The sequence below is a fragment of the Streptomyces luteireticuli genome (genome assembly GCF_041519305.1).
GTDB lineage: Bacteria > Actinomycetota > Actinomycetes > Streptomycetales > Streptomycetaceae > Streptomyces > Streptomyces luteireticuli.
Window position 1 is genome coordinate 4,002,403 of the sequence record NZ_CP167927.1, and the last position, 23,248, is coordinate 4,025,650.

The 23,248-nt window shown below is 70.1% G+C and carries 24 protein-coding genes and 4 tRNA genes; 6 read left to right on the forward strand and 22 right to left on the reverse strand.

Annotation, left to right across the window (positions count from 1 at the left end; genetic code table 11):
- Window positions 1–77: 77 nt before the first annotated feature.
- The 9 genes from rpoB to AB8735_RS17730 form a co-directional block, all read right to left on the reverse strand.
- Window positions 78–3,560 (reverse strand): DNA-directed RNA polymerase subunit beta, encoded by a 3,483-nt coding sequence (gene rpoB / locus AB8735_RS17690; RefSeq protein WP_344031102.1) that lies wholly within the window; start codon window positions 3,558–3,560, stop codon window positions 78–80.
- 639 nt (window positions 3,561–4,199) lie between these two features.
- A complete protein-coding gene (rplL, locus tag AB8735_RS17695; RefSeq protein WP_344031104.1) occupies window positions 4,200–4,586 on the reverse strand; it encodes a 50S ribosomal protein L7/L12 in 387 nt (128 codons plus the stop codon).
- Between the two features lie 107 nt (window positions 4,587–4,693).
- On the reverse strand, window positions 4,694–5,224 hold the full coding sequence (gene rplJ / locus AB8735_RS17700) for a 50S ribosomal protein L10 (RefSeq protein ID WP_030368424.1): 531 nt from the start codon (window positions 5,222–5,224) through the stop codon (window positions 4,694–4,696).
- Window positions 5,225–5,503: 279 nt separating this feature from the next.
- Window positions 5,504–6,466 (reverse strand): hypothetical protein, encoded by a 963-nt coding sequence (locus AB8735_RS17705; RefSeq protein WP_372408381.1) that lies wholly within the window; start codon window positions 6,464–6,466, stop codon window positions 5,504–5,506.
- A 148-nt stretch (window positions 6,467–6,614) separates the two neighbouring features.
- Window positions 6,615–7,331 carry a 50S ribosomal protein L1 gene (gene rplA / locus AB8735_RS17710; protein ID WP_344031109.1) on the reverse strand — a complete coding sequence of 239 codons (717 nt, stop codon included), beginning with the start codon at window positions 7,329–7,331 and terminating at the stop codon, window positions 6,615–6,617.
- 81 nt (window positions 7,332–7,412) lie between these two features.
- Window positions 7,413–7,847 carry a 50S ribosomal protein L11 gene (rplK, locus tag AB8735_RS17715; protein WP_128507227.1) on the reverse strand — a complete coding sequence of 145 codons (435 nt, stop codon included), beginning with the start codon at window positions 7,845–7,847 and terminating at the stop codon, window positions 7,413–7,415.
- Between the two features lie 142 nt (window positions 7,848–7,989).
- Window positions 7,990–8,832 (reverse strand): transcription termination/antitermination protein NusG, encoded by an 843-nt coding sequence (nusG, locus tag AB8735_RS17720; protein ID WP_344031112.1) that lies wholly within the window; start codon window positions 8,830–8,832, stop codon window positions 7,990–7,992.
- 98 nt (window positions 8,833–8,930) lie between these two features.
- The gene (gene secE, locus AB8735_RS17725; RefSeq protein WP_199892286.1) at window positions 8,931–9,218 is read right to left on the reverse strand and encodes a preprotein translocase subunit SecE; all 288 of its coding nucleotides are present in this window, start codon (window positions 9,216–9,218) and stop codon (window positions 8,931–8,933) included.
- A gap of 105 nt (window positions 9,219–9,323) precedes the next feature.
- A tRNA-Trp gene (locus AB8735_RS17730) sits at window positions 9,324–9,396 on the reverse strand.
- Between the two features lie 230 nt (window positions 9,397–9,626).
- Between AB8735_RS17730 and AB8735_RS17735 the strand changes: the two genes are divergently transcribed.
- Window positions 9,627–10,874: a pyridoxal phosphate-dependent aminotransferase gene (locus AB8735_RS17735; RefSeq protein WP_344031116.1), complete on the forward strand. Its 1,248-nt coding sequence runs from the start codon at window positions 9,627–9,629 to the stop codon at window positions 10,872–10,874.
- Between the two features lie 85 nt (window positions 10,875–10,959).
- Window positions 10,960–12,003, forward strand: a complete 1,044-nt coding sequence (locus AB8735_RS17740; protein ID WP_372408382.1) for an adenosine deaminase — start codon at window positions 10,960–10,962, stop codon at window positions 12,001–12,003.
- A gap of 18 nt (window positions 12,004–12,021) precedes the next feature.
- Here AB8735_RS17740 and AB8735_RS17745 read toward each other — a convergent pair whose 3' ends face one another.
- From AB8735_RS17745 to AB8735_RS17780, 8 genes are all read right to left on the reverse strand, one after another.
- Window positions 12,022–13,077: a UDP-N-acetylmuramate dehydrogenase gene (locus tag AB8735_RS17745; protein ID WP_344031120.1), complete on the reverse strand. Its 1,056-nt coding sequence runs from the start codon at window positions 13,075–13,077 to the stop codon at window positions 12,022–12,024.
- 24 nt (window positions 13,078–13,101) lie between these two features.
- On the reverse strand, window positions 13,102–14,523 hold the full coding sequence (locus AB8735_RS17750; protein ID WP_372408383.1) for an MFS transporter: 1,422 nt from the start codon (window positions 14,521–14,523) through the stop codon (window positions 13,102–13,104).
- An 87-nt stretch (window positions 14,524–14,610) separates the two neighbouring features.
- Complete coding sequence (locus AB8735_RS17755) at window positions 14,611–15,153, reverse strand: TetR/AcrR family transcriptional regulator (protein ID WP_344031124.1); 543 nt, start codon at window positions 15,151–15,153, stop codon at window positions 14,611–14,613.
- Between the two features lie 61 nt (window positions 15,154–15,214).
- The gene (locus AB8735_RS17760) at window positions 15,215–15,649 is read right to left on the reverse strand and encodes a MaoC family dehydratase (RefSeq protein WP_344031126.1); all 435 of its coding nucleotides are present in this window, start codon (window positions 15,647–15,649) and stop codon (window positions 15,215–15,217) included.
- Entirely contained in the window at window positions 15,649–16,101 is a 453-nt protein-coding gene (locus tag AB8735_RS17765; protein WP_344031128.1) for a MaoC family dehydratase N-terminal domain-containing protein, read from the reverse strand. Before AB8735_RS17765 ends, AB8735_RS17760 begins: the two co-directional genes overlap by 1 nt.
- 84 nt (window positions 16,102–16,185) lie before the next feature.
- Entirely contained in the window at window positions 16,186–16,350 is a 165-nt protein-coding gene (gene rpmG, locus AB8735_RS17770; protein WP_004571794.1) for a 50S ribosomal protein L33, read from the reverse strand.
- An 85-nt stretch (window positions 16,351–16,435) separates the two neighbouring features.
- Window positions 16,436–16,508 (reverse strand) — tRNA-Met (locus AB8735_RS17775).
- Between the two features lie 51 nt (window positions 16,509–16,559).
- Window positions 16,560–16,632, reverse strand: a tRNA-Thr gene (locus tag AB8735_RS17780).
- Window positions 16,633–16,834: 202 nt separating this feature from the next.
- On the opposite strand from AB8735_RS17780, the gene AB8735_RS17785 reads away from it, so the two are divergent.
- Together AB8735_RS17785 and AB8735_RS17790 are read left to right on the forward strand one after the other, a co-directional pair.
- A complete protein-coding gene (locus AB8735_RS17785; protein ID WP_344031130.1) occupies window positions 16,835–18,124 on the forward strand; it encodes an amidohydrolase family protein in 1,290 nt (429 codons plus the stop codon).
- A gap of 31 nt (window positions 18,125–18,155) precedes the next feature.
- On the forward strand, window positions 18,156–18,821 hold the full coding sequence (locus AB8735_RS17790; RefSeq protein ID WP_372408386.1) for an NAD(P)H-binding protein: 666 nt from the start codon (window positions 18,156–18,158) through the stop codon (window positions 18,819–18,821).
- 51 nt (window positions 18,822–18,872) lie between these two features.
- Here AB8735_RS17790 and AB8735_RS17795 read toward each other — a convergent pair.
- A tRNA-Tyr gene (locus AB8735_RS17795) sits at window positions 18,873–18,954 on the reverse strand.
- A gap of 234 nt (window positions 18,955–19,188) precedes the next feature.
- Between AB8735_RS17795 and AB8735_RS17800 the strand changes: the two genes are divergently transcribed.
- A complete protein-coding gene (locus AB8735_RS17800; protein ID WP_344031134.1) occupies window positions 19,189–19,677 on the forward strand; it encodes a YajQ family cyclic di-GMP-binding protein in 489 nt (162 codons plus the stop codon).
- Between the two features lie 105 nt (window positions 19,678–19,782).
- On the opposite strand, the gene AB8735_RS17805 is transcribed toward AB8735_RS17800, so the two are convergent.
- From AB8735_RS17805 to AB8735_RS17820, 4 genes are all read right to left on the reverse strand, one after another.
- Window positions 19,783–20,286: a cupin domain-containing protein gene (locus tag AB8735_RS17805; RefSeq protein ID WP_372408388.1), complete on the reverse strand. Its 504-nt coding sequence runs from the start codon at window positions 20,284–20,286 to the stop codon at window positions 19,783–19,785.
- A gap of 113 nt (window positions 20,287–20,399) precedes the next feature.
- Window positions 20,400–20,870 carry a DUF3574 domain-containing protein gene (locus tag AB8735_RS17810; protein WP_372408389.1) on the reverse strand — a complete coding sequence of 157 codons (471 nt, stop codon included), beginning with the start codon at window positions 20,868–20,870 and terminating at the stop codon, window positions 20,400–20,402.
- A 111-nt stretch (window positions 20,871–20,981) separates the two neighbouring features.
- Window positions 20,982–21,620 (reverse strand): hypothetical protein, encoded by a 639-nt coding sequence (locus tag AB8735_RS17815; protein ID WP_372408390.1) that lies wholly within the window; start codon window positions 21,618–21,620, stop codon window positions 20,982–20,984.
- A 94-nt stretch (window positions 21,621–21,714) separates the two neighbouring features.
- On the reverse strand, window positions 21,715–22,107 hold the full coding sequence (locus tag AB8735_RS17820) for a YccF domain-containing protein (RefSeq protein WP_344031139.1): 393 nt from the start codon (window positions 22,105–22,107) through the stop codon (window positions 21,715–21,717).
- A gap of 207 nt (window positions 22,108–22,314) precedes the next feature.
- Here AB8735_RS17820 and AB8735_RS17825 point away from each other — a divergent pair, with 207 nt between their 5' ends.
- Window positions 22,315–23,241, forward strand: coding sequence for an NADP-dependent oxidoreductase (locus AB8735_RS17825; protein WP_372408392.1), 927 nt, complete (start codon window positions 22,315–22,317; stop codon window positions 23,239–23,241).
- The last annotated feature ends 7 nt before the right edge of the window (window positions 23,242–23,248 follow it).

Below are 23,248 nucleotides of genomic sequence, written 5' to 3' on the forward strand. Positions count from 1 at the left end.
AGGTATGGGCTCTACATCAGTGGTCTGGGGGTCCGGGGACGACCGGGGGATCCTTGTGGATCCCCCGGTCAGACCCGTCAGACCTCTTCGACGCTGCTCGGCTCGCGCCGGGACAGGTCGATACCGAGCTCCTCCGCCGCGCGGAAGACGTCCTCGTCGGTGTCCCGCATCTCGATGGACATGCCGTCCGAGGACAGCACCTCCACGTTGAGGCAGAGGGACTGCATCTCCTTGATGAGCACCTTGAAGGACTCGGGGATGCCGGGCTCGGGGATGTTCTCGCCCTTGACGATCGCCTCGTAGACCTTCACGCGGCCGGTGACGTCGTCGGACTTGATGGTCAGCAGCTCCTGGAGTGCGTATGCGGCGCCGTAAGCCTCCAGCGCCCACACCTCCATCTCACCGAAGCGCTGGCCACCGAACTGAGCCTTACCACCCAGCGGCTGCTGGGTGATCATGGAGTACGGACCGGTCGAACGGGCGTGCAGCTTGTCGTCGACCAGGTGGTGGAGCTTGAGGATGTACATGTACCCGACCGAGATCGGGTCCGGGAACGGCTCGCCGGAGCGGCCGTCGAACAGCCGGGCCTTGCCGGACGGGAGCACCATGCGCTCGCCGTCGCGGTTGGGCACGGTGTGGTTGAAGAGGCCGGCCAGCTCGTCCTCGCGGGCGCCGTCGAAGACCGGGGTCGCGACGTTGGTGCCCGGGGCGACCTCGTCGGCGCCGATCGCCTTGAGGCGCTCCATCCACTCCTCGCTGCCCTCGACGTTCCAGCCCTGGCTGGCGAGCCAGCCGAGGTGGATCTCGAGGACCTGTCCCGGGTTCATTCGGGACGGGACACCCAGCGGGTTGAGGATGATGTCGACCGGGGTGCCGTCCTCCAGGAACGGCATGTCCTCGATCGGCAGGATCTTGGAGATGACGCCCTTGTTGCCGTGACGGCCGGCGAGCTTGTCACCATCGGTGATCTTGCGCTTCTGGGCGACGTAGACGCGGACCAGCTGGTTCACGCCCGGGGGCAGCTCGTCGCCCTCCTCGCGGTCGAAGACGCGGACGCCGATGACCTTGCCGATCTCGCCGTGCGGGACCTTGAGCGAGGTGTCACGGACCTCACGGGCCTTCTCACCGAAGATCGCGCGGAGCAGGCGCTCCTCGGGGGTCAGCTCGGTCTCACCCTTCGGGGTGACCTTGCCGACGAGGATGTCGCCGCCGATGACCTCGGCACCGATGCGGATGATGCCGCGCTCGTCGAGGTCCGAGAGGACCTCCTCGGAGACGTTCGGGATGTCCCGGGTGATCTCCTCGGGGCCCAGCTTGGTGTCACGGGCGTCGACCTCGTGCTCCTCGATGTGGATCGAGGAGAGGACGTCGTCCTGGACGAGGCGCTGCGACAGGATGATCGCGTCCTCGTAGTTGTGACCCTCCCACGGCATGAACGCCACGAGCAGGTTCTTGCCGAGCGCCATCTCGCCGTTCTCGGTCGCGGGACCGTCGGCCAGCACCTGGCCGGCCACGACCCGGGCGCCCTCGTCCACGATCACCTTCTGGTTGACCGAGGTGCCCTGGTTCGAGCGGGAGAACTTGGCGAGGCGGTACGTGGTGTACGTGCCGTCGTCGTTGGCGGTGGTGATGTAGTCCGCGGAGACCTCCTGGACCACACCGTCCTTGTCGGCCTTGGTCACGTCACCGGCGTCGGTGGCGCAGCGGTACTCCATGCCGGTGCCGACGAGCGGGGCCTCCGCCTTGATGAGCGGAACGGCCTGGCGCATCATGTTCGCGCCCATGAGGGCACGGTTGGCGTCGTCGTGCTCGAGGAACGGGATCATGGCGGTCGCGACCGACACCATCTGGCGCGGGGAGACGTCCATGTAGTCCACGTCGTCGGGCGCGACGTAGTCGACCTCGCCGCCACGACGGCGGACCAGCACGCGGGCCTCTTCGAAGCGCAGGTCCTCGGAGAGGGGCGCGTTGGCCTGGGCGATGACGAAGCGGTCCTCTTCGTCGGCGGTCAGGTAGTCCACCTCGTCGGTGACCTGACCCTCGACGACCTTGCGGTACGGCGTCTCGACGAAGCCGAACGCGTTGACCCGGCCGTACGAGGCGAGCGAACCGATCAGACCGATGTTCGGGCCTTCGGGGGTCTCGATCGGGCACATGCGTCCGTAGTGGGACGGGTGCACGTCTCGGACCTCGAAGCCCGCCCGCTCACGGGACAGACCACCCGGGCCAAGGGCCGACAGGCGGCGCTTGTGGGTGAGACCCGACAGCGGGTTGTTCTGGTCCATGAACTGGGACAGCTGGCTGGTGCCGAAGAACTCCTTGATGGAGGCGACGACCGGCCGGATGTTGATCAGGGTCTGCGGCGTGATCGCCTCGACGTCCTGGGTGGTCATCCGCTCGCGGACGACACGCTCCATACGGGCCAGACCCGTGCGGACCTGGTTCTGGATGAGCTCGCCGACGTTGCGCAGACGACGGTTGCCGAAGTGGTCGATGTCATCGGTCTCGACGACGATCGAGGTGCCGTTCTCGCCGACCGTCTCCAGCTCACCGGCGTGCAGCTTCACCAGGTACTTGATCGTCGCGATGACATCGTCGACGGTCAGCACACCGGCGTCGAGCGGGGCGTCGCCGCCCAGCTTCTTGTTGACCTTGTAGCGGCCGACCTTCGCCAGGTCGTAGCGCTTGGGGTTGAAGTAGAGGTTCTCGAGCAGCGTCTGCGCGGCCTCACGCGTCGGCGGCTCGCCCGGGCGCAGCTTGCGATAGATGTCGAGCAGCGCGTCGTCCTGGCCCTGGGTGTGGTCCTTCTCCAGGGTGGCGCGCATGGACTCGTACTCGCCGAACTCCTCGAGGATCTGCTCGGTGGTCCAGCCGAGAGCCTTCAGGAGGACGGTGACGGACTGCTTGCGCTTGCGGTCGATGCGGACGCCGACCATGTCGCGCTTGTCGACCTCCATCTCCAGCCAGGCACCCCGGGACGGGATGATCTTGGCCGTGAAGATGTCCTTGTCGGACGTCTTGTCGATGGAGGAGTCGAAGTAGACACCGGGGGAACGGACCAGCTGCGAGACGACGACACGCTCGGTGCCGTTGATGCAGAAGGTGCCCTTGGGCGTCATGAGCGGGAAGTCGCCCATGAAGACCGTCTGGGACTTGATCTCACCGGTCTCGTTGTTGGTGAACTCGGCGGTGACGAAGAGCGGGGCCGCGTACGTGAAGTCGCGCTCCTTGCACTCGTCGATCGAGTTCTTCGGGGGCTCGAAGCGGTGGTCACGGAAGGTCAGCGACATCGACCCGGAGAAGTCCTCGATCGGGGAGATCTCCTCGAAGATCTCCTCCAGACCGGACTTGGTGGGGACGTCCTGACCAGACTCCAGCGCAGCCTCGACGCGAGCCTTCCAGGCGGCGTTGCCGAGCAGCCAGTCGAAGCTCTCGGTCTGCAGCGCAAGGAGGTTCGGAACCTCGAGAGGCTCCTTGATCTTCGCAAATGAGATGCGCAGCGGGGCAGTGCTGGCGCCGTTGTTCGTATTGGCGGTCGAGGCGTTGCGCGAGGCGGCCAAGAGGGGGTCCTTCCGAGGGCTCGGACTCACTACGCGCGTACCGGCCCCACGCCGTGCATCGATAAGAAATCCCAGGTCAGAGGGTTTCCATCAGCAGTGCTCGACAGTGGGCATGCCCCTGGTGACGGGCAGGAGGCAGCTAACAGGCAGCGCAAAGGGTCAGTGTAGCCACTTGGCCCACTGATGTCCAGAGCGGATGTCCCGAGACCGGTGCGATACCAATCTCTCCCTCCGGGATCCTGTTGTCCTCGCCGTACTCGCCGGACGCGACCGAGGCCGCCCGGCTCCGTCCGGCAACCGCCTGGTGCCGGAAGCGCACGACGATACTTCCCTCTCCGCCGTCGTTCCATGCCTCGGACGGTGGACCGAAGACGGTGGTCGAGGTTCTGCGAGTCACTGCGTCCTGAGAATTGCGCGCGACGTGCCGTTCGTCAAGGCCCTCCGGCCCCCTGGCGGCCCGCCGACGGCCGCTCACGTGCCGCTCCCGGGCCCCTGCGACGGGGCAACAAAGATCACCATACTCGCCCCGGAGGCGGCGGTGTGCCGCCCGCCCGGGTACGCCGAAGGGCGACCACCCGCATGGGTGATCGCCCTTCGTTCGTCTGACGAGTCAGACAGGAGCCTTCAGGCCCCGTAAGGTCACTTGACCTCGACGGAGGCGCCGGCGCCCTTGAGGGCCTCGGCGGCCTTCTCCGCGGCGTCCTTGGCGACCTTCTCGAGGACCGGCTTCGGGGTGCCGTCGACGAGGTCCTTGGCCTCCTTCAGGCCGAGGGAGGTCAGCTCACGCACGACCTTGATGACCTGGATCTTCTTGTCACCGGCGGCGGTGAGGATGACGTCGAACTCGTCCTTCTCCTCAGCGGCCTCGGCGGCAGCGCCACCGGCGGCACCGGCGACGACGACCGGCGCGGCAGCGGCGGCGGTGACGTCGAACTTCTCCTCGAACGCGGCGACGAAGCCCGCGAGCTCGATGAGGGTCATCTCCTCGAACTGCGCGAGCAGCTCGTCCTGGGTCAGCTTCGCCATGATGGCGGTCCTTCCACTAAATCGGCAGGTGCCGGGATGTACATGTCGGCGGGCGTACGGCCCGCTGCGACCGGTGCCGGGTGGCACCGATCAATGCGCGAGCCGAATTACTCGGCACCGCCCTGCTCGGCGAGCTTGGCGCGCAGCGCGTCCGCAGTGCGGACGAGCTTCGTCGGCAGCGCCTGGAAGAGCGAGGCAGCCTGCGACTGCTTGCCCTTCATGGCACCGGCCAGCTTGCTGAGCAGAACCTCGCGGGACTCGAGGTCCGCAAGCTTCTTGATCTCATCGGCGGACAGCGCCTTGCCGTCAAGGACACCGCCCTTGATGATGAGATTCGGGTTCTCCTTGGCGAAGTCACGAAGACCCTTCGCCGACGCCACCGGGTCACCGGTGACGAAGGCAACGGCCGTCGGGCCAGCGAAGAGCTGGTCCTCCAGCGTGATCCCGGCCTCTCGGGCCGCGATCTGGGTCAGCGTGTTCTTCACCACGGCGTACTGGGCGTTCTCACCGAGCGAACGGCGCAGCGTCTTGAGCTGCGCCACGGTGAGACCGCGGTACTCGGTCAGCACAGCGGCGTTCGAGCTACGGAACTTGTCCGTCAGCTCGGCAACCGCAGCAGCCTTGGCGGACGTCGCCATGAGCCTCGGCCTCCTTCCGGGTGATTCGGACCGCTACGCGCGAAGGGACCTGGGCAAAACGAAACGCCCCGGCGCTGGCGCTCGGGGCGTGACTCGACCACGATGAACAGCTGGCATCCAGCGGCTCAGTGGGAGTTCAACCACAATCACCTGCGCAGGTCGCCCGCAGCTAGCGGATCCTTCGGCCACCACGCCTCCGGGACGGAGGCACAGCAACGACCAGCGGTCTTTGGCTTCCGGAACACCATAGGCGAGCGACCTGCGCGGAGGCAAATCGGGTCAGGACTGCTGCTTGGCGGCCTCGATGCTCTTCGCCAGGTCCTTCATCATCTGGCCGAAGTCGGCGGTCTCGCCGGCCGGCGGCGCCTTGACGTCGACCTTGGTGCCGTAGTCGGTGTAATCGGTGGTGATCTTCACCTTGCCCTGGGCGGTGTCCATTCCAATGATCATTTTCACCGGGAGGTCGTCACCATTGACCCAGAATTCGGTGTCATAACCCTTGATGCCGGCCTGCTTGGCGGTCTCCAGGAACTTCTCGCGCTCCTTGGCATCCATGACCTTGGCGGACTCGTTGCCCTTGAGCATTTCGTCGAGCGTCAGGGTGCCCTTGTAGTGCTGGGCCTGGACGCCGTTGACGTTCTCCGAGCCCACGCGCTTGAGGTTCGGGGAGTCCGTCAGGGCGGCCATCTGCTTGGCCGGGTCCTGGTTGGCACTGTCCATCTTCGAGGTCAGCTGCTGCTGCAGCGTCGCGTTGGGCGCGTCCTTGAAGTCGAGCTTCATCCACTTCTTGCCGCGCAGCCCCTCGGGGGCGTCCTTCATGGACTCGGCCGGCATCTGCGTGTAGACGACGCCGTCCAGCATGAGCATGCGGGTCTTGCCGCCGGCGGCGCCGGCGCCGGGCATCGCGGAAGAGGCACCGGACATCGTCATGTCCATCGCGGCGGGGTTCCAGCCCATGACGCCGTCCATGACCATCTCGCTGCCGTCGGCGGCCTTGGCGCCGGTCGCGGAGACGGTCATGTGGACCTTGGCCGACTTCACGCCGCTGGTCTTCTTGTAGGCCGCCTGGAGGGCCTGGACGGGGCTGCGGTCGTCGGAGGACTTCGCGGCGCCCTGGGAGGCGCTCTTGTCGCTCTTCTTGTCGTCCTTCTTGTCGTCGGAGTTGCACGCGACGGCGCCGACGAGAATCGCGGCCGCGGAAAGCGAAATGCCGATGCGACGGACCGTGGAGCTGCTGGACATGTCCCCCACCTTTTGGAGATTGCTTTGTCTTTACGTTCGCCCGAACGATAACCCAGGGCTCCGACAAGGCGACAACAAAAAAGGGGCGGCCCCGCATCCGGAAGGATGCGGGGCCGCCCCGTGAAGCTCACACGCGGGGTGCGGGTTCTCAGACGGTCTCGTCCTCGACCAGCAGGTTGCGGGTGCGGTTCGAGTCCAGCGGAATGCCGGCGCCCATGGTGGTGGTGAGGGTCGCCTTCTTGATGTAGCGGCCCTTGGCGGCGGACGGCTTCAGACGGAGGATCTCCTCCAGCGCCGCGGCGTAGTTCTCGATCAGCGCCTTCTCGTCGAACGAGACCTTGCCGATGATGAAGTGCAGGTTCGCGTGCTTGTCGACACGGAACTCGATCTTGCCGCCCTTGATGTCGGTCACGGCCTTGGCCGTGTCCGGGGTGACCGTGCCGGTCTTCGGGTTCGGCATCAGACCACGGGGACCGAGCACGCGGCCGAGGCGGCCGACCTTGCCCATGAGGTCCGGGGTGGCGACGACGGCGTCGAAGTCCAGACGGCCCTTGGCGACCTCGTCGATCAGCTCGTCGGCACCGACGATGTCGGCGCCGGCGGCACGCGCGGCCTCGGCACGGTCGCCGGTCGCGAAGACCAGGACCCGGGCGGTCTTACCGGTGCCGTGCGGGAGGTTCACGGTGCCGCGGACCATCTGGTCGGCCTTGCGCGGGTCAACGCCCAGACGCAGGGCAACCTCGACGGTGGCGTCGAACTTGGTGGCGGAGGTGTCCTTCGCCAGGCGGACGGCCTCGAGCGGGGCGTACAGACGCTCCCGGTCGATCTTCGCGTCCGTGTTGCGAAGAGTCTTGCTGCGCTTCACTGAAGCTCCTCAGTTGCTTGGAGTCGTGGTGCGGGCCAGCGCCGGCCCTTCCACGGGGATGTGCCTGAAGGCGGGGCTGAATCAGCCCTCGACCGTGATGCCCATGGAGCGGGCGGTGCCGGCGATGATCTTCGACGCGGCGTCCAGGTCGTTGGCGTTCAGGTCGGGCATCTTGGTGGTGGCGATCTCGCGGACCTGCGCCTCGGTGATCTTGGCGACCTTGGTCTTGTGCGGCTCGCCGGAGCCCTTCTCCACGCCCGCGGCCTTGAGGATCAGCTTCGCGGCCGGCGGAGTCTTGGTCACGAAGGTGAAGGAACGGTCCTCGTAGACCGTGATCTCCACCGGCACGACCATGCCACGCTGCGACTCGGTCGCGGCGTTGTAGGCCTTGCAGAACTCCATGATGTTGACGCCGTGCTGACCCAGCGCGGGGCCGACCGGCGGAGCCGGGTTGGCGGCACCAGCGCTGATCTGGAGCTTGATGAGCCCCGTGACCTTCTTCTTCTTGGGAGGCATTGCTCTCTCCGGGTCCTGGTGAGAATTTTTTGCCCACGACACACTGCTCGCGGGCATACCGCACCACGATAGCGGGTAACGTGGCCCGACCAAAAACCGAGAGGCCAGACCGTGATCGGTCTGGCCTCTCGGGCGTCTGTGGCTAGTTCTTCTGGATCTGGTCGAAGCTCAGCTCGACCGGGGTCTCGCGGCCGAAGATCTCGACGAGGCCCTTGACCTTCTTCGAGTCGGCGTTGATCTCGTTGATCGTGGCCTGGAGGGTGGCGAACGGACCGTCGGTGACGGTGACGGAGTCGCCGACCTCGAAGTCCAGCACCTGGACCTCGACCTTGCGGCTGGGGGCCGGACGGCCCTCGGCCTCGGCGGCCTCCTTGGCGGCCTTCGCCTCGGCCTCCGGGGCGAGCATCTTGACGATCTCGTCCAGCGTCAGCGGGTACGGGTCGTAGGCGTTACCCACGAAGCCGGTGACGCCCGGGGTGTTGCGGACGACGCCCCAGGACTCGTTCGTCAGGTCCATGCGCACCAGCACATAGCCGGGGAGCTTGTTCTGGCGGACGGTGCGGCGGTCGCCGTTCTTGATCTGGACGACCTCTTCCTGCGGCACCTCGGCCTGGAAGATGTAGTCCTCGACGTTCAGCGAGACGGCGCGCTGCTCGAGGTTGGTCTTCACACGGTTCTCGTAACCCGCGTAGGTGTGAATGACGTACCACTCGCCGGGCAGCCCGCGCAGCTCCTCGCGGAGCGCGGCGACCGGGTCGACGACCTCGGCCTCTTCGGTCTCCTCCGCGGCGGCAGCGGCGGCCTCGACGACCTCCTCGGCCTCGGCCGCGATCTCCTCGCCGGCGTCCTCGGCGGCCTCGGCCGGCTCCTGCTCGGCGGCAGCGGCGTCGCCCTCGACCTCGGCCGGGACAGCCGCGTCCACGTCGGCCTCTGCCGCCGCCTCGACGGGCTCGACGGCGTCGGGGTTCAGGTTCGGGTCAGACACGTGGCTGCTTCTTCCTGGTCTTCAAGAGGTGGAACGTGCAAAAAGGCGGCTCTCCGGAAGAACCTCCCGGAAACGACCGCCCCTGCGCGCGGACGGGCTCAGCCGAAGACGTACTTGACGGCGTTGCTGAACCCATAGTCAATCACGGTCACGAGACCAATGACGATGACGACGAAGACGATCACCACGGTGGTGTACGTCGAGAGCTGGCCGCGCGTGGGCCAGACGACCTTGCGGAGCTCCGCCACGACCTGGCGGTAGAACAGCGCGAGACGGCCCAGCGGGCCCTTCTTGCCGCGCTTGCCGCCACGGCGCTTCTTGACGGCGACCTCGTCCTCGGGACGACCGCTCTCAGGCGTCGCGGTGGAGCCCAGGGCTTCCGTCACTACGTCCTCACCTGAATCCGGGTCGTGGCCGTGCCGCGCCCGGTCGAGCCGCACGGCGGTGCTGCATCACTGCATACGCACGCACCTCGGTGACGATGCGTGTAGCAGGGCCGAAGGGACTTGAACCCCCAACCGCTGGTTTTGGAGACCAGTGCTCTACCAATTGAGCTACGACCCTTTGTGGTTCCCCCAACGTACCGCATCGGTCCGGAAGCACGGTGTGCCCGGGACTGATCCGCCGCGGAGGGGCCAACGACGAGTGAGTGTACGTGCTTCCCGCCTCCACGTCGAACAGTTACCGCCGCGACCTCCGGGGCGACCTCGCGGAACGGGGTCCCGCGGGCCCGTGGCGTACCGCTTCGTGGAACACCGCCGCCCGGTTCGTCCCGGGTCTGGGACGATGCCTGTATGACCGATGCCACCGCTCCCTTCCCCGCCGCGCAGGCGCCCACCGACCGCCGGGTCTCCACCCGCATCGGGTCGATCTCCGAGTCCGCGACGCTCGCCGTGGACGCCAAGGCCAAGGCCCTCAAGGCGGCCGGGCGCCCGGTGATCGGCTTCGGCGCCGGTGAGCCGGACTTCCCCACTCCGGACTACATCGTCGAGGCCGCCGTCGAGGCCTGCCGCGACCCGAAGAACCACCGCTACACCCCGGCCGGCGGTCTCCCCGAGCTGAAGGCCGCGATCGCCGCGAAGACGCTGCGCGACTCCGGCTACGAGGTCGAGGCGTCCCAGGTGCTCGTCACCAACGGCGGCAAGCAGGCCATCTATTCGGCCTTCGCCAGCATCCTCGACCCGGGCGACGAGGTCATCGTCCCGGCCCCGTACTGGACCACCTACCCCGAGTCGATCCGGCTCGCGGGCGGCGTCCCGGTCGAGGTCGTCGCCGACGAGACCACCGGCTACCGGGTCTCCGTCGAGCAGCTGGAGGCCGCCCGCACCGAGCGCACCAAGGTGCTGCTCTTCGTCTCCCCCTCCAACCCGACCGGCGCCGTCTACACCCGCGCCCAGGTCGAGGAGATCGGCCGCTGGGCCGCGGAGCACGGGCTGTGGGTGCTCACCGACGAGATCTACGAGCACCTGGTCTACGGCGACGCCGAGTTCTCGTCGCTGCCGGTGGTGGTGCCGGAGCTGCGCGACAAGTGCATCGTCGTCAACGGCGTCGCCAAGACGTACGCCATGACCGGCTGGCGCGTGGGGTGGATCGTCGGCCCGCAGGACGTGGTGAAGGCCGCGACCAACCTCCAGTCGCACGCCACGTCCAACGTCAGCAACGTGGCGCAGCGGGCCGCCCTGGCCGCCGTGTCCGGCGACCTGACGGCCGTCGAGGAGATGAAGGTCGCCTTCGACCGCCGCCGGCGGAAGATCGTCCAGATGCTCAACGAGATCGACGGCGTCGTCTGCCCGGAGCCGGAGGGCGCGTTCTACGCGTACCCCTCGGTCAAGGCGCTGCTCGGCAAGGAGATCCGCGGGAAGCGGCCGGCCACCTCGGTGGAGCTGGCGGCGCTGATCCTGGAGGAGTCCGAGGTCGCGGTCGTCCCGGGCGAGGCGTTCGGCACGCCGGGCTATCTGCGGCTGTCCTACGCGCTGGGCGACGAGGACCTGGTCGAGGGCGTCTCCCGGATCCAGAAGCTGCTGGCCGAGGCGCGGGACTGATCGACTCCTGGCGGAGGGCCGCCCCGGAAATTTCCGGGGCGGCCCTTCCCCCTTTGGGGAAAGTGCCTTCCGGTCGGCCTGCCCCATGCGGCAGGATCCCGGAATGGAGAACGTACGCGACGTCCGACTGCTGCCCAAGGCGCATTTGCACCTGCACTTCACCGGTTCCATGCGGTCCTCGACCCTGCTCGAACTGGCCGACAAGTACGGGGTGCACCTCCCCGAGGCGCTGAGCAGCGGCGAGCCGCCCCGGCTGCGGGCGACGGACGAGCGCGGCTGGTTCCGCTTCCAGCGGCTCTACGACATCGCGCGCTCCTGTCTGCGGACCCCCGAGGACATCCAGCGGCTGGTCTTCGAGGCGGCCGAGGAGGACGTCCGGGACGGCTCGGGCTGGCTGGAGATCCAGGTGGACCCGACGTCGTACGCGCCGCGGCTGGGCGGGCTCATCCCGACCCTGGAGGTCATCATGGACGCCGTGGACCGGGCGTCCCGGGACACGGGTCTGGGCATGCGCGTCCTGATCGCCGCGAACCGGATGAAGCACCCGCTCGACGCCCGGACGCTGGCCCGGCTCGCGGTGCGCTACGCGGACCGGGGCGTGGTGGGCTTCGGGCTCTCCAACGACGAACGGCGCGGCCTCGCCCGCGACTTCGACCGGGCGTTCCAGATCGCCCGCGAGGGCGGGCTGCTGGCCGCCCCGCACGGCGGCGAACTGTCCGGGCCGAGCAGCGTCCGGGACTGCCTGGACGATCTGCGGGCGGGCCGGGTCGGGCACGGGGTGCGGGCCGCGGAGGACCCGCGGCTGCTGCGGCGGCTGGCGGAGAAGGGCGTGACCTGCGAGGTCTGCCCGTCCTCGAACGTCGCGCTCGGCGTCTACGAGAAGCCCTCGGACGTCCCGCTGCGGACGCTGTTCGACGCGGGCGTGCCGATAGCCCTGGGCGCGGACGACCCGCTGCTCTTCGGCTCGCGCCTCGCGGCCCAGTACGAGCTGGTGCGGGAGCACCACGGTTTCACGGACGCGGAACTGGCGGAGCTGGCACGGCAGTCGGTGCGCGGGTCGGTGGCCCCGGGGGATGTGAAGGGGCGGCTGCTGGCGGGGATCGAGGCGTGGCTGGGGGCGGTGGGGTGAGCCCGCCCCCGCCCCGTCCTACAGGCTGACCCCGACCGTCACCGGCTCGTTCACCAGCGTCACCCCGAACGCCTCCCGCACCCCGTCGCGCACCTCGCGCGCCAGCGCCAGCAGGTCCTCCGTCGTCGCCGCGCCGCGGTTCGTCAGCGCCAGCGTGTGCTTCGTCGAGATCCTGGCCGGCCCGGAGCCGTAGCCCTTGGTGAAGCCGGCCTTGTCGATCAGCCAGGCAGCCGAGGTCTTCACCAGGCCGTCCCCCGCGGGGTACGCGGGCGGGACGACGTCGTCCCCGAGCCGCTCCGCGGCCCGGGCGAGGAACGCCGCGTGCTCGGCGTCCGTGAGGACGGGGTTGGTGAAGAACGATCCCGCCGACCAGGTGTCGTGGTCCTCGGGGTCGAGCACCATGCCCTTGCCGGCGCGCAGCCGCAGCACCGTCTCGCGGGCGGCGGCCAGCGGTACGCGGTCCCCGGCCGCCGCGCCCAGGGCGCGGGCCGTCTCGGCGTAGCGCAGGGGCGCCGAGAGCCCGCCCGCGTCCTCCAGCTCGAAGCGGACGCGCAGCACGACGTACCGCGAGGGGTCCTGCTTGAACCGGCTGTGCCGGTAGGAGAAGCCGCACTCCGCGTTCGGGAGGACGACGACCTCGCCGGCCCGCCGGTCGTACGCCACGACCTCGGTGATCGTGGTGGAGACCTCCTGGCCGTACGCGCCCACGTTCTGGATCGGTGTGGCGCCGGCCGAGCCGGGGATCCCGGCCATGCACTCGACGCCGGCGAGCCCGGCCCCGACGGTGCGGGCCACGGCGTCGGACCAGTTCTCACCGGCGGCGAGTTCGAGGCGGGTGCCGTCGAGCGAGAAGCCGGTGGTCGCGATGCGCAGGGCGGTGCCCTCGAACCCCTTGTCGGAGATCACGAGGTTGCTGCCGCCGCCGATGATCAGCAGCGGCACACCGGCGTCGTCCGCCTCGCGTACGGCCGCGATCACCTCGTCGTCGGTGACGGCCGTGATCAGCCGGGCGACGGGGCCACCGAGGCGGAAGGTGGTCAGGGGGGCGAGGGGGGTGTCGTGGAGTTCCTGCACGGCGACAAGGGTACGGGGCGGGCGTCAGACCCCGGCCGGCTCCCGGTCCGCGGCGGGCTCCGGCACTGCCGGAGCCGGGGCCGGGCGGAGCGCCAGGGCCGCCGCGACCGCCGCGAGGGCGACGCCTGCCGCGCCGGCCCACAGCGCGGGGGCGATCCCGTCCACGAAGCGCTGCGGCGACCCGTAGCCGCCCCGCGCCGCGAAGACCGAGCCGAGCACGGCGACGCCGAACGCGCCGCCCAGTTCGCGCAGGGCGCTGTGGGCGCCGGAGGCGATGCCCTGCTCGGCGGCCGGCACCGAGGCCATGACCAGGGCGGACGCGGGGGCGAAGTACAGGGCCATGCCGGTCCCGCCGGCGATCAGGGCGGGCAGCTGGGCGGCGTACGGGAGGTCGACGGAGACCGTCAGCGCGTAGAGCGTGAGACCGGTGGCCTGGAGGGCCAGTCCGCAGACGACGACGATCCGGCCGCCGAACCGGTCGGCGAGGCGGCCGGCGAGCGGGGCGACGAGCAGGGGCATGCCGGTCCACGGGAGCATCCGCAGCCCCGCCTCGGTGGGCGTCCAGCCGCCCACGTTCTGGAGGAACTGGCCGAGCAGGAAGATCGAGCCGAACATCCCGAAGAACATCAGCAGCCCGGCCGCGTTGACGCCGCTGAAGGCCCTGTTGCGGAAGAGGCGCAGGGGCAGCACGGAGTTCTCGCGGGCGGAGCAGTGCCGGACGAACGCGACCAGCAGCAGCCCGCCGGCGATCAGCCCGGTGAGGACCCGGCCGCCGGTCCAGCCATGGGCGTTGACGTTCACTACTGCGAAGACGATGCCGAAGAGCCCGGTGCTGACCAGGAGCGTCCCGCGGAGGTCGAGGCGGGCGCCCGGCGCATACGACTCGGCCGTCCGCAGCCGGACGAGGGGAAAGAGCAGGAGGCCGACGGGCACGTTGAGCCAGAAGATCCAGTGCCAGGAGACGTATTCGGTCAGCCCGCCGCCGACGAGCGGTCCGGCGGCCACGGCGAGGCCGTTGACGGCCCCCCAGATGCCGAAGGCGGTGCCGCGCCGCTCGGGCGGGGTGGCGGCGGTGAGCAGGGTGAGGGCGATCGGGGTCATGACCGCGGCGCCGGCGCCCTGGACGGCGCGGGCGGCGATCAGGCCCCCGATCCCGGGTGCGAGGGCCGCGGCGGCGGACGCGCCGGTGAAGACGAGCAGTCCGAGGCCGAACAGCCGGCGCCGGCCGAACCGGTCGCCGAGGGCGGCGCCGGGCATCAGGAGCACGGCGTAGGTGAGCGTGTAGGCGCTGACCGTCCATTCGAGGTCCTCCGGCGTCCCGCCGAGGTCGGCGCGGACGGAGGGCAGCGCGGTGGTGACGACGAGGTTGTCGAGCGCGGTCATGAAGCCGGCGGCACCGGCGATCACCAGGGCCCAGACGGCCCGGCGTGCGGCGTGACGATCCACTTTCTCCCCCTGGTTATTAAGTGGTCACTAACTTTTGTGGTCAAAAAAACACGCCGGCGGCCGGGCACTCCGTCCCGGCCCGGCGCATCACTCCTGCGGCAGGCCGTCCCACACCCGGTGGTCGGTGGGGAAACCCAGCGACACCAGGGCGTTGATGAGCATGCCGTGCCCCATGAACCGGGACGACGCCTTCGCGTCGTCGCCCAGGGCGGCGTGGACGTGGTCCCGCAGCCTCTCCCAGCCGGCCCGGATCGGGCGGCCGAACTCCGTGTCGCCCGCCGCCTCGGCGGCGGCGACCGCGACGCACATCTGGAGCAGCATCAGCAGCATGTCCCGGTCGCGGGCGATGAGGTCCTCGTACGCCAGACCCATGGTGCGCTTGGCGTCCTCGGGGGCGACCCCCTCGGACGCCTCCTCGAAGGTGCGCAGGATCTCCTGCTGGCAGCGCTCGACCGCGGCGAGGAAGATCGCCTGCTTGCCGGGGAAGAGCCGGAAGAGATACGGCTGGGAGACCCCCACCCGGCGGGCGATCGTCTCGGTCGAGGTGCCGTGGTAGCCACCCCGCGCGAACTCCGCGACCGCCGCCCGGACGACGCTCTCCCGCCGCTCCTCCGCGCTCATCCTGACCATGCCCGAGAGATTAGTGGCTGCTCACTAACCCGCACAACCCCCCGGAGCCCGGCCGGTCCGGCTACGCCAGCCGCACCACGGCCCGCGACATGCCCAGCACCTTCTGCCCCGCGCTCGTCGCCACCAGGTCCACCCGCACGGTCCGCGCCTCGTCGTCCAGCTTGGCCGCGACCTTGCCGGTGACCTCGATGACCGCGCCCTTGTCGTCGTTGGGCACGACGACCGGCTTGGTGAAGCGCACCCCGTACTCGGCGACGGCGCCCGGGTCGCCGGTCCAGTCGGTGACCACGCGGACCGCCTCGGCCATGGTGAACATGCCGTGCGCGATCACGTCCGGCAGTCCGACCTCCTTGGCGAACTTCTCGTTCCAGTGGATCGGGTTGAAGTCGCCCGAGGCCCCGGCGTAGCGCACCAGGGTGTCGCGCGTCACAGGAAAGACCGCGGCCGGCAGCTCCGTGCCGACCTCGACGTCGTCGTAGGAGATACGGGCGGTCATCACGCCTCCTCGGCGGCGCGCGCCACCAGCATCGTGTGGGCGGTCACGACGTGCTCACCGTGCTCGTCGTGCACCTCGCCGCGAATGGTCAGAAGATCGTTGCCGGCCATCGACTTGATCGCCTCGATGGTGGAGGTGACCGTCAGCCGGTCCCCCGCCCGCACCGGCCGGGTGTACGCGAAGCGCTGGTCGCCGTGGACGACCCGGCTGTAGTCCAGGCCCAGCTGCGGGTCCTGGATCACCTCGCCGGCGGCCTTGAAGGTGACGGCGAACACAAAGGTCGGCGGAGCGATCACATCCGGGTACCCGAGCGCCTGCGCGGCGGCCGGGTCGGTGTATGCCGCATTCGTATCGCCGACGGCCTCGGCGAATTCACGGATCTTCTCGCGGCCGACCTCGTAGGGGGCGGTGGCCGGGTAGGTCCGTCCGACGAAGGACTGGTCGAGCGCCATCGGCTCGGCACCTCCTGAATGGGGATACGCCATGAGGCCGCCCCCGGAATCGGGGACGGCCTCATGAACGAGACTGTTACGTCTTTATCGCGTTTCGCGGTGCGCGGTGTGCGCGTTGCAACGCGGGCAGTGCTTCTTCATCTCAAGACGGTCCGGGTCATTACGCCGGTTCTTCTTGGTGATGTAGTTCCGCTCCTTGCACTCCACGCAGGCCAGCGTGATCTTCGGGCGGACGTCGGTGGCAGCCACGTGAGTGCTCCTTGACGGATGGACGGATGAAACGCAGACAAGAGTAGCCGATCGGAGGACCGACCCCGCAATCGGCTACTATGTGTAGCGGTGACCGGACTTGAACCGGTGACACAGCGATTATGAGCCGCTTGCTCTACCGACTGAGCTACACCGCTTTGATGTGGGAGAACTTCCCCGCCCGAAGGCGGGGAAACCTCTCACACCAGAGCCCCAAAACGGAATCGAACCGTTGACCTTCTCCTTACCATGGAGACGCTCTGCCGACTGAGCTATTGGGGCGAGCGAGGAAGACATTACACGGTCTGCGGCCGAAGGTGAAATCCGTATGCCGCGGCCCCCACGAGGCACCGTCCCGCCCGTCCCGCGAGCCGCTCCGGTACGACTATTGCCCGCCCGCCGCCGCCCTCCCCGAACCCGCTCCGTACGCGGCCTACGCTCGGACCACGCTGCGTGAACGCCTGCCCCGGCCCGTAGGAGCGCAATGCCCGACAACCAGCCGCAGCCCGCACGCAACCCCGACGGCGACGCCACGTCCCCGCCCGGCGGCGGCCCCGGCGAGAACCCCCTGATCCTGTGTGACGCGCACCTCGCCGACGGCCGCGTGGTGGACGTCCGGCTCAGCGGCGGCCGCATCGAGGCCGTCGGGACGGCCGGCAGCCTCGCCCCGGGCGTGCGCTGCGATCTGACCGGCTATCTGCTCCTGCCGGCCCCCGCCGACCCGCACGCGCACTGCGACACCGCGCTCACCGCCGACCTCGACGGCCCCGTCCCCGACGGCGTCGAGGACGTCCAGCGGCGCGTCACCGAGGCCGCCCTGCTCCAGCTCGGCCACGGCGCCACCGCGCTCCGCTCCCACGTCCGCATCGGCGACGTCCAGGGCCTGCGCCCCCTTGAGGGCGTCCTGGCCGCCCGGCGCACCCTGCGCGAGCTCACCGACCTGACCGCCGTCGCCGTCCCCCGGCTGCTCACCGGCGTCGCCGGGGCCGACGGCCTGGCCATGCTGCGGGACGCGGTCAAGATGGGCGCCACCGCGGTGGGCGGCTGCCCCGACCTCGACCCGGACCCCACCGGCTACGCCGAGGCCGTCCTGCGGATCGCCGCCGAGCACGGCTGCGCCGTGGACCTGCACACCGACGCCGACGACCCGCCCCGGCTGGCCCGGCTGGCCGCGATGGCCGGCGGGCTCCGCCCCGCCGTCACCCTCGGCCCCTGCGGCGGCCTCGCCCGGCTCCCGCGCGAGAGCGCCGTGCGCGCCGCCGAACAGCTCGCCGCCGCCGGAGTGACCGTGGCCTGCCTGCCGCAGGGCGACTGCGGGGTGACCGCCGGGTCCCGCTACCGCGTCTCCCACTCCGCCCCCGTCCGGCTGCTGCGCGCCGCCGGGGTCCGCGTCACCGCCGGCAGCGGGGCCGTGCGCGACGCCGCCAACCCGGTCGGCCGCGGGGACCCCCTGGAGGCCGCCTTCCTGCTCGCCTCGCGCGGCGAGCTGGACCCCGAGGAGGCGTACGAGGCCGTCAGCGGCCGGGCGCGGGCGGCGATGGGCCTGGCCGAGGTACGGGTGGAGGCCGGCTTCCCGGCCGAGCTGCTGGCCGTCCGCGGCGGCGGGATCGCCGGCGTGCTCTCGCTCGGCTACAGCCGGCTGGTGGTCCACCGCGGCCGGGTGGTCGCCCGCACGAGCGCGATCCGCGAGTTCCGGCACTGCGCGGGCACCACTCCCCTGGAGCTGCCCCGTCAGTCGCCGCGCCAGTCGCCGCGCGGCGGCGAACCCTCCTGACCCCCGCCGCACCCCGGCGTACGGTCGGATCATGCGCATTGTGATCGCTGGTGGACATGGACAGATCGCGCTGCGGCTGGAGCGGTTGCTCGCCGCGCGCGGTGACGAGGTGGCCGGCGTCATCCGCCGGCCCGAGCAGGCGGGCGACCTGCTCGCCGCCGGGGCCGAACCCGTCGTCTGCGACCTGGAGTCGGCCTCCGTCGCGGACGTCGCCCGGCATCTGGAGGGCGCCGACGCGGCCGTCTTCGCGGCCGGCGCGGGCCCCGGCAGCGGGGCCGCCCGCAAGGACACCGTGGACCGCGCCGCGGCGGTGCTCTTCGCCGACGCGGCCGAGGCCGCCGGGGTACGGCGCTTCGTGGTCGTCTCCGCGATGGGCGCCGACCGCGAACCCCCGGCCGGCACCGACCCGGTCTTCGCCGCCTATCTGCGCGCCAAGGGCGCGGCCGACGCGGAGGTCCGCTCCCGGCCCGGCCTGGACTGGACGGTCCTGTGCCCCGGCCGGCTGACCGACGATCCCGGCACGGGACTGGTCGCCCTGGCCGGATCCACCGGCCGCGGCGACGTGACCCGGGACGACGTGGCGGCCGTCCTGGCCGCGCTGCTGGAGGAACCGGCCACGGCGGGCCGCACGCTGGAGCTGATCGGCGGCACGGTGCCGGTGGCCGAGGCCGTACGGGCGGCCGCCGCGGAGAACTAGGGCCGCATACGGAAAGGCCCCCGTCCTCGAAAGGACGGGGGCCTCAACCGGTGGCGGCGCCAGGATTCGAACCTGGGTAGGCTAAGCCGACGGATTTACAGTCCGCTCCCATTGGCCACTCGGGCACACCGCCATGGGTTCGTCGCCTCGGATTCCCTTTCGAGTCCCCTTGGCAACGACGTAAACCATACCCGATGACCAGGGGTGCTCCGCCACTCGGTTCGCAGCCGCCCGATCCGCCCCCGGGTGACTAGGCTTGCGGGGCGGCCGTCCCCGGCCCGGTCCGGCGTCCCGCCGGGCGGCGCTCCCCGGGACGCCCCCACGCCGCGCCCCCTGACGGAATCTACGCACGAGGAGCCAACTCAATATGGCCGACTCCAGTTTCGACATTGTCTCGAAGGTCGAGCGGCAGGAGGTCGACAACGCCCTCAACCAGGCCGCCAAGGAGATCTCGCAGCGCTACGACTTCAAGGGCGCAGACGCCTCGATCGCCTGGTCCGGCGAGAAGATCGAGATGCGCGCCAACGGCGAGGACCGCGTCAAGGCGATCCTCGACATCTTCCAGTCCAAGCTCATCAAGCGGGGCATCTCGCTGAAGTCGCTGGACGCGGGCGAGCCGCAGCTCTCCGGCAAGGAGTACAAGATCTTCGCCTCCATCGAGGAGGGCATCTCCCAGGAGAACGCGAAGAAGGTCGCCAAGATCATCCGCGATGAGGGCCCCAAGGGCGTCAAGGCCCAGGTCCAGGGCGATGAGCTGCGCGTCTCCTCCAAGAGCCGCGACGACCTCCAGGCCGTCCAGGCCCTGCTCAAGGGCAAGGACCTGGACTTCGCCCTCCAGTTCGTCAACTACCGCTGACGCAAGGGCGCCTGAGGACCCGATACGAGGGCGCGCCGGGGAAGGTTCCCGACCTTCCCCGGCGCGCCCTCGTGCACTTCGGGCGCTTCGGGCGCTTCGAGCACGTCAGGACGAGCGCTCCTCGAGCGCGGCGCGCCAGACCGGGCTGTCCACATAGTGGTTGTCGAAGCGCTCGGAGGACTCCCGGATCTCGCGCGGGTCCGCCTCGCCGCGCATGACCCGGCCCAGCAGGCGCAGGTAGTCGAAGCGCGGCAGCCCGGGCGTGAAGACGAACAGCACGTCCGCCTCGTGCCCGGGCGCCGCGGCGAAGGCGTGCGGGGTGTGCGGCGGTACGACGAGGAAGTCGCCGGCGTGCAGCACGGTGACCTCCTCGTCCACCAGGACCCGCAGCGCCCCGTCGAGGACGAAGAACAGCTCGGAGGCGCGGGTGTGGAAGTGCGCCGGGGCCCCGACGGCGCCCTTCGCGAACCGCGAGCGGTAGCTGGTGAGTTGCCCGCCCGTGGCGTCGGCGTCGGCCAGGAGGGTCATGACGCTGCTGGGGTCGCTCGTGGTCTCCGCCCCGGCGGCACGGGTCAGCACTGCGTCGTTCCTGCGGATCGCGTCCGGCATGGTCGGGTCTCCCGGTGTCACTCGCTCCATCGTTGCGAGAACGACCCTATGAAGCCGAAAGACCTCGGCCGCGGTGCAATTCCACCCGGGAATCCGAGGTCAATCACGGTCGCTCAGAAGTCGACGTTCGCCGCCTCGTCCGCCCTCATCACCGACTCCTGGTGGAACTCCTTCTTGTAGGCGGAGCGGATGGCCTCGATGCCCGAATCCTTCGTCCGTGCCTGGGACTTCGGGTAGAGCAGCGTCAGTTCGTAGGAGCGTTCGCGGATGACGACACCCTTGGCGTTGCGCCACTGACCGCGGGCGTCCTCGATGGTCAGGCCGTCCGGGAATCTCGGCGTGACGGCCTTGGTGACGAACGCCAGGAACTGCTTCTCCGTCACGTCCGGCTTGCCGTCGTTGCGCCCGGTGCCGAAGTAGAGGTGCGTGCCGACGTAGGGCTTGCCGCGCACGGCGGCGGACTGCGCGGTGGTGGACGTGTCGCCGCCGGGGTCGAAGGCGGCGTACGCGGTGGGCGCGCCCACGGCGAGGACGGCGGCGGTGGTCACGGCAGCGGCACGCAACCGCGGCTTGCTGATGGGCACGTGAACGATTCCCTTCCGTCGGGCCGCGCGGACGGTGCGCGGCTCCCCAACTCTGCTGGGAGCCGGGGAGCTTGGCAGGGAAAGGTCTGATGTTGGCCGAAAGTGGACTGCCTACAGGGGCAGGGTGTACTCCACGGCCCGCCGCGACGTCGGGGCGAAACCGGCCGCGGACAGCGCCGCGTTGAGGTGGTCGTCGTCCGGGGCGGCGTAGGCCAGGACCTCGTGCGTCCCGGGGTGCTCGGCGCGCAGCTTCTCCATCACGGCGGCGGTGAGCTCGGCGAGCCCCGCGGCGGTGCCCTCTTCCTCGCGGTCGTGCGCCAGGACCGCCGTACCGTCCTCGAACTCGACGTCGAACAGGGCGTCTTCGCGCGTCAGGCGGAAGGCGGCGGCAGCGTCGGGCGCGGGCCCGGCGGGCTCCAGCTCCAGCCGCCACCAGCGGTGGACCTCGTCGCCCTCGACGGCGCCGAGCTCCTCCAGGGCCGGCCGGTCCGTCTCCTCCGACTCCGTGACCCACCGCAGGGCCGTCCCGCCGGCCTCCCGCGCGATCGCCGCGGCCTCCCTCATCAGCGGCACGAGGGCGCTGCCGGAGGCCTCCGGCAGTGCGACGATCCGCAGGGCGGGGTCGTCGGCGCCCAGGTCGAGCAGGGTCACCGATCCGGTGAGTGCGTGGGTCTCGGTGTCGTGCGCCAGGACGACCGCGAGGGTGCCTTCGTCGCCCGCGTCCCGGACGATCTCGGTGGAAACAGCCATGAATCGATCCTCTCACCCCCCACCGACAACGAAGGGCCCGGCGGAAGGTCCACCGGGCCCCGGCCGTCCGTACGCGGTCGTCCGTACGCGGTCGTCAGCGCGTCGCGAACGGTGCGTCCGTCGGGACGATCTCGCGGCCCAGCGGCATCAGCGAGATCGGGATCAGCTTGAAGTTCGCGATCCCCAGCGGGATGCCGATGATCGACAGGCAGAGCGCGATGCCGGTGACGATGTGCCCCAGCGCCAGCCACCACCCCGCGAAGACGATCCAGATGACGTTGCCGATCAGCGACCCCGCCCCCGCGTCGCGCCGCTCCACCGTCGTCCGCCCGAACGGCCACAGCGCGTAGGAGGCGATGCGGAAGGAGGCGATGCCGAAGGGGATGGTGATGATGAGGACGCAGCAGATCAGTCCTGCGACGACATAGCCGATCGCCATCCAGAAGCCACAGAGGACCAGCCAGACGAGATTCAGGATGAGCCTCATGAAAACAGCCTTCCACGCGAACGATTCTTCGGCCACTGAGACGCGGGACGGTGACGCACGGTTGCCATTACTCCCGGTACAGGGAGATCAAGACGTCGGGACATGTTTACGAGACGGAAGGCCATTCGGACGCTCGCCCCGGCTGCCTACGGTGATCACACCAGGTCGGTCGGCCGGTTCAGGGCCAGTCAGTTCAGGGAGTGTCGTATGCGTGCCGTGGTGCAGAAGTCCTTCGGTGGTCCCGAGGTGCTCGAGGTCGTGGAGGCCCCGCGGCCCGTGCCGGGCGCCGGTGAGGTGCTCGTCAGAGTGCACGCGAGTGCCGTGAACCCGGTGGACGTGGCCGTGCGGGCGGGGACGTTCCCGCTGCTCGGCGAGCCGCCGTTCGGGGTCGGGTGGGATGTGTCGGGCGTGGTGGAGGAGGTGGGAGAGGGAGCCGGATTCGCCGTCGGGGACGAGGTGTTCGGGATGCCGCTCTTCCCGCGGGCGGCCACCGCGTACGCCGACTACGTGGCCGTTCCCGCCGCGCACCTCGCCCGCAAGCCCGCCTCGCTCGACCATGTGCACGCCGCCGCACTGCCGTTGGCCGGACTCACCGCCTGGCAGGGGCTGGTGGACGCGGCGGGCGTCGGCGAGGGGCAGCGGGTGCTGGTCCACCGGGCGGCCGGCGGGGTGGGCCATCTCGCCGTACAGATCGCCAAGGCGCGCGGCGCGTATGTGATCGCGCTGGCCAGCGAGGGGAAGCACGGGTTCGTGCGCGGCCTGGGGGCGGACGAGGTGATCGACTACCGGGCCGTGGACTTCACGGAGGCCGTACGGGACGTGGACGTGGTCCTCGACTCGACGTCCACGAGCGCCCGTTCGCTGACCGTGCTGCGCCCCGGCGGCACGCTCGTCACGATCATGGAGCACCAGGACGCCGAACTCGCCGCCCGTACCGAGGCGGAGGGCTTCCGCTTCGCGGGGGTCCTGGTGGTGCCGGACGGCCCGGCGCTGGCGGAGATCGCCGCACTCGTGGACGCCGGACGGATCCGGCCGTACGTCCGCGACACGTTCCCGCTGGCGGAGGCGGGCCGGGCGCACGAGCTCGTGGGGTCGGGGCGGGCCCAGGGCAAGGTCGTACTGACCGTCGTCTGACTAGGGT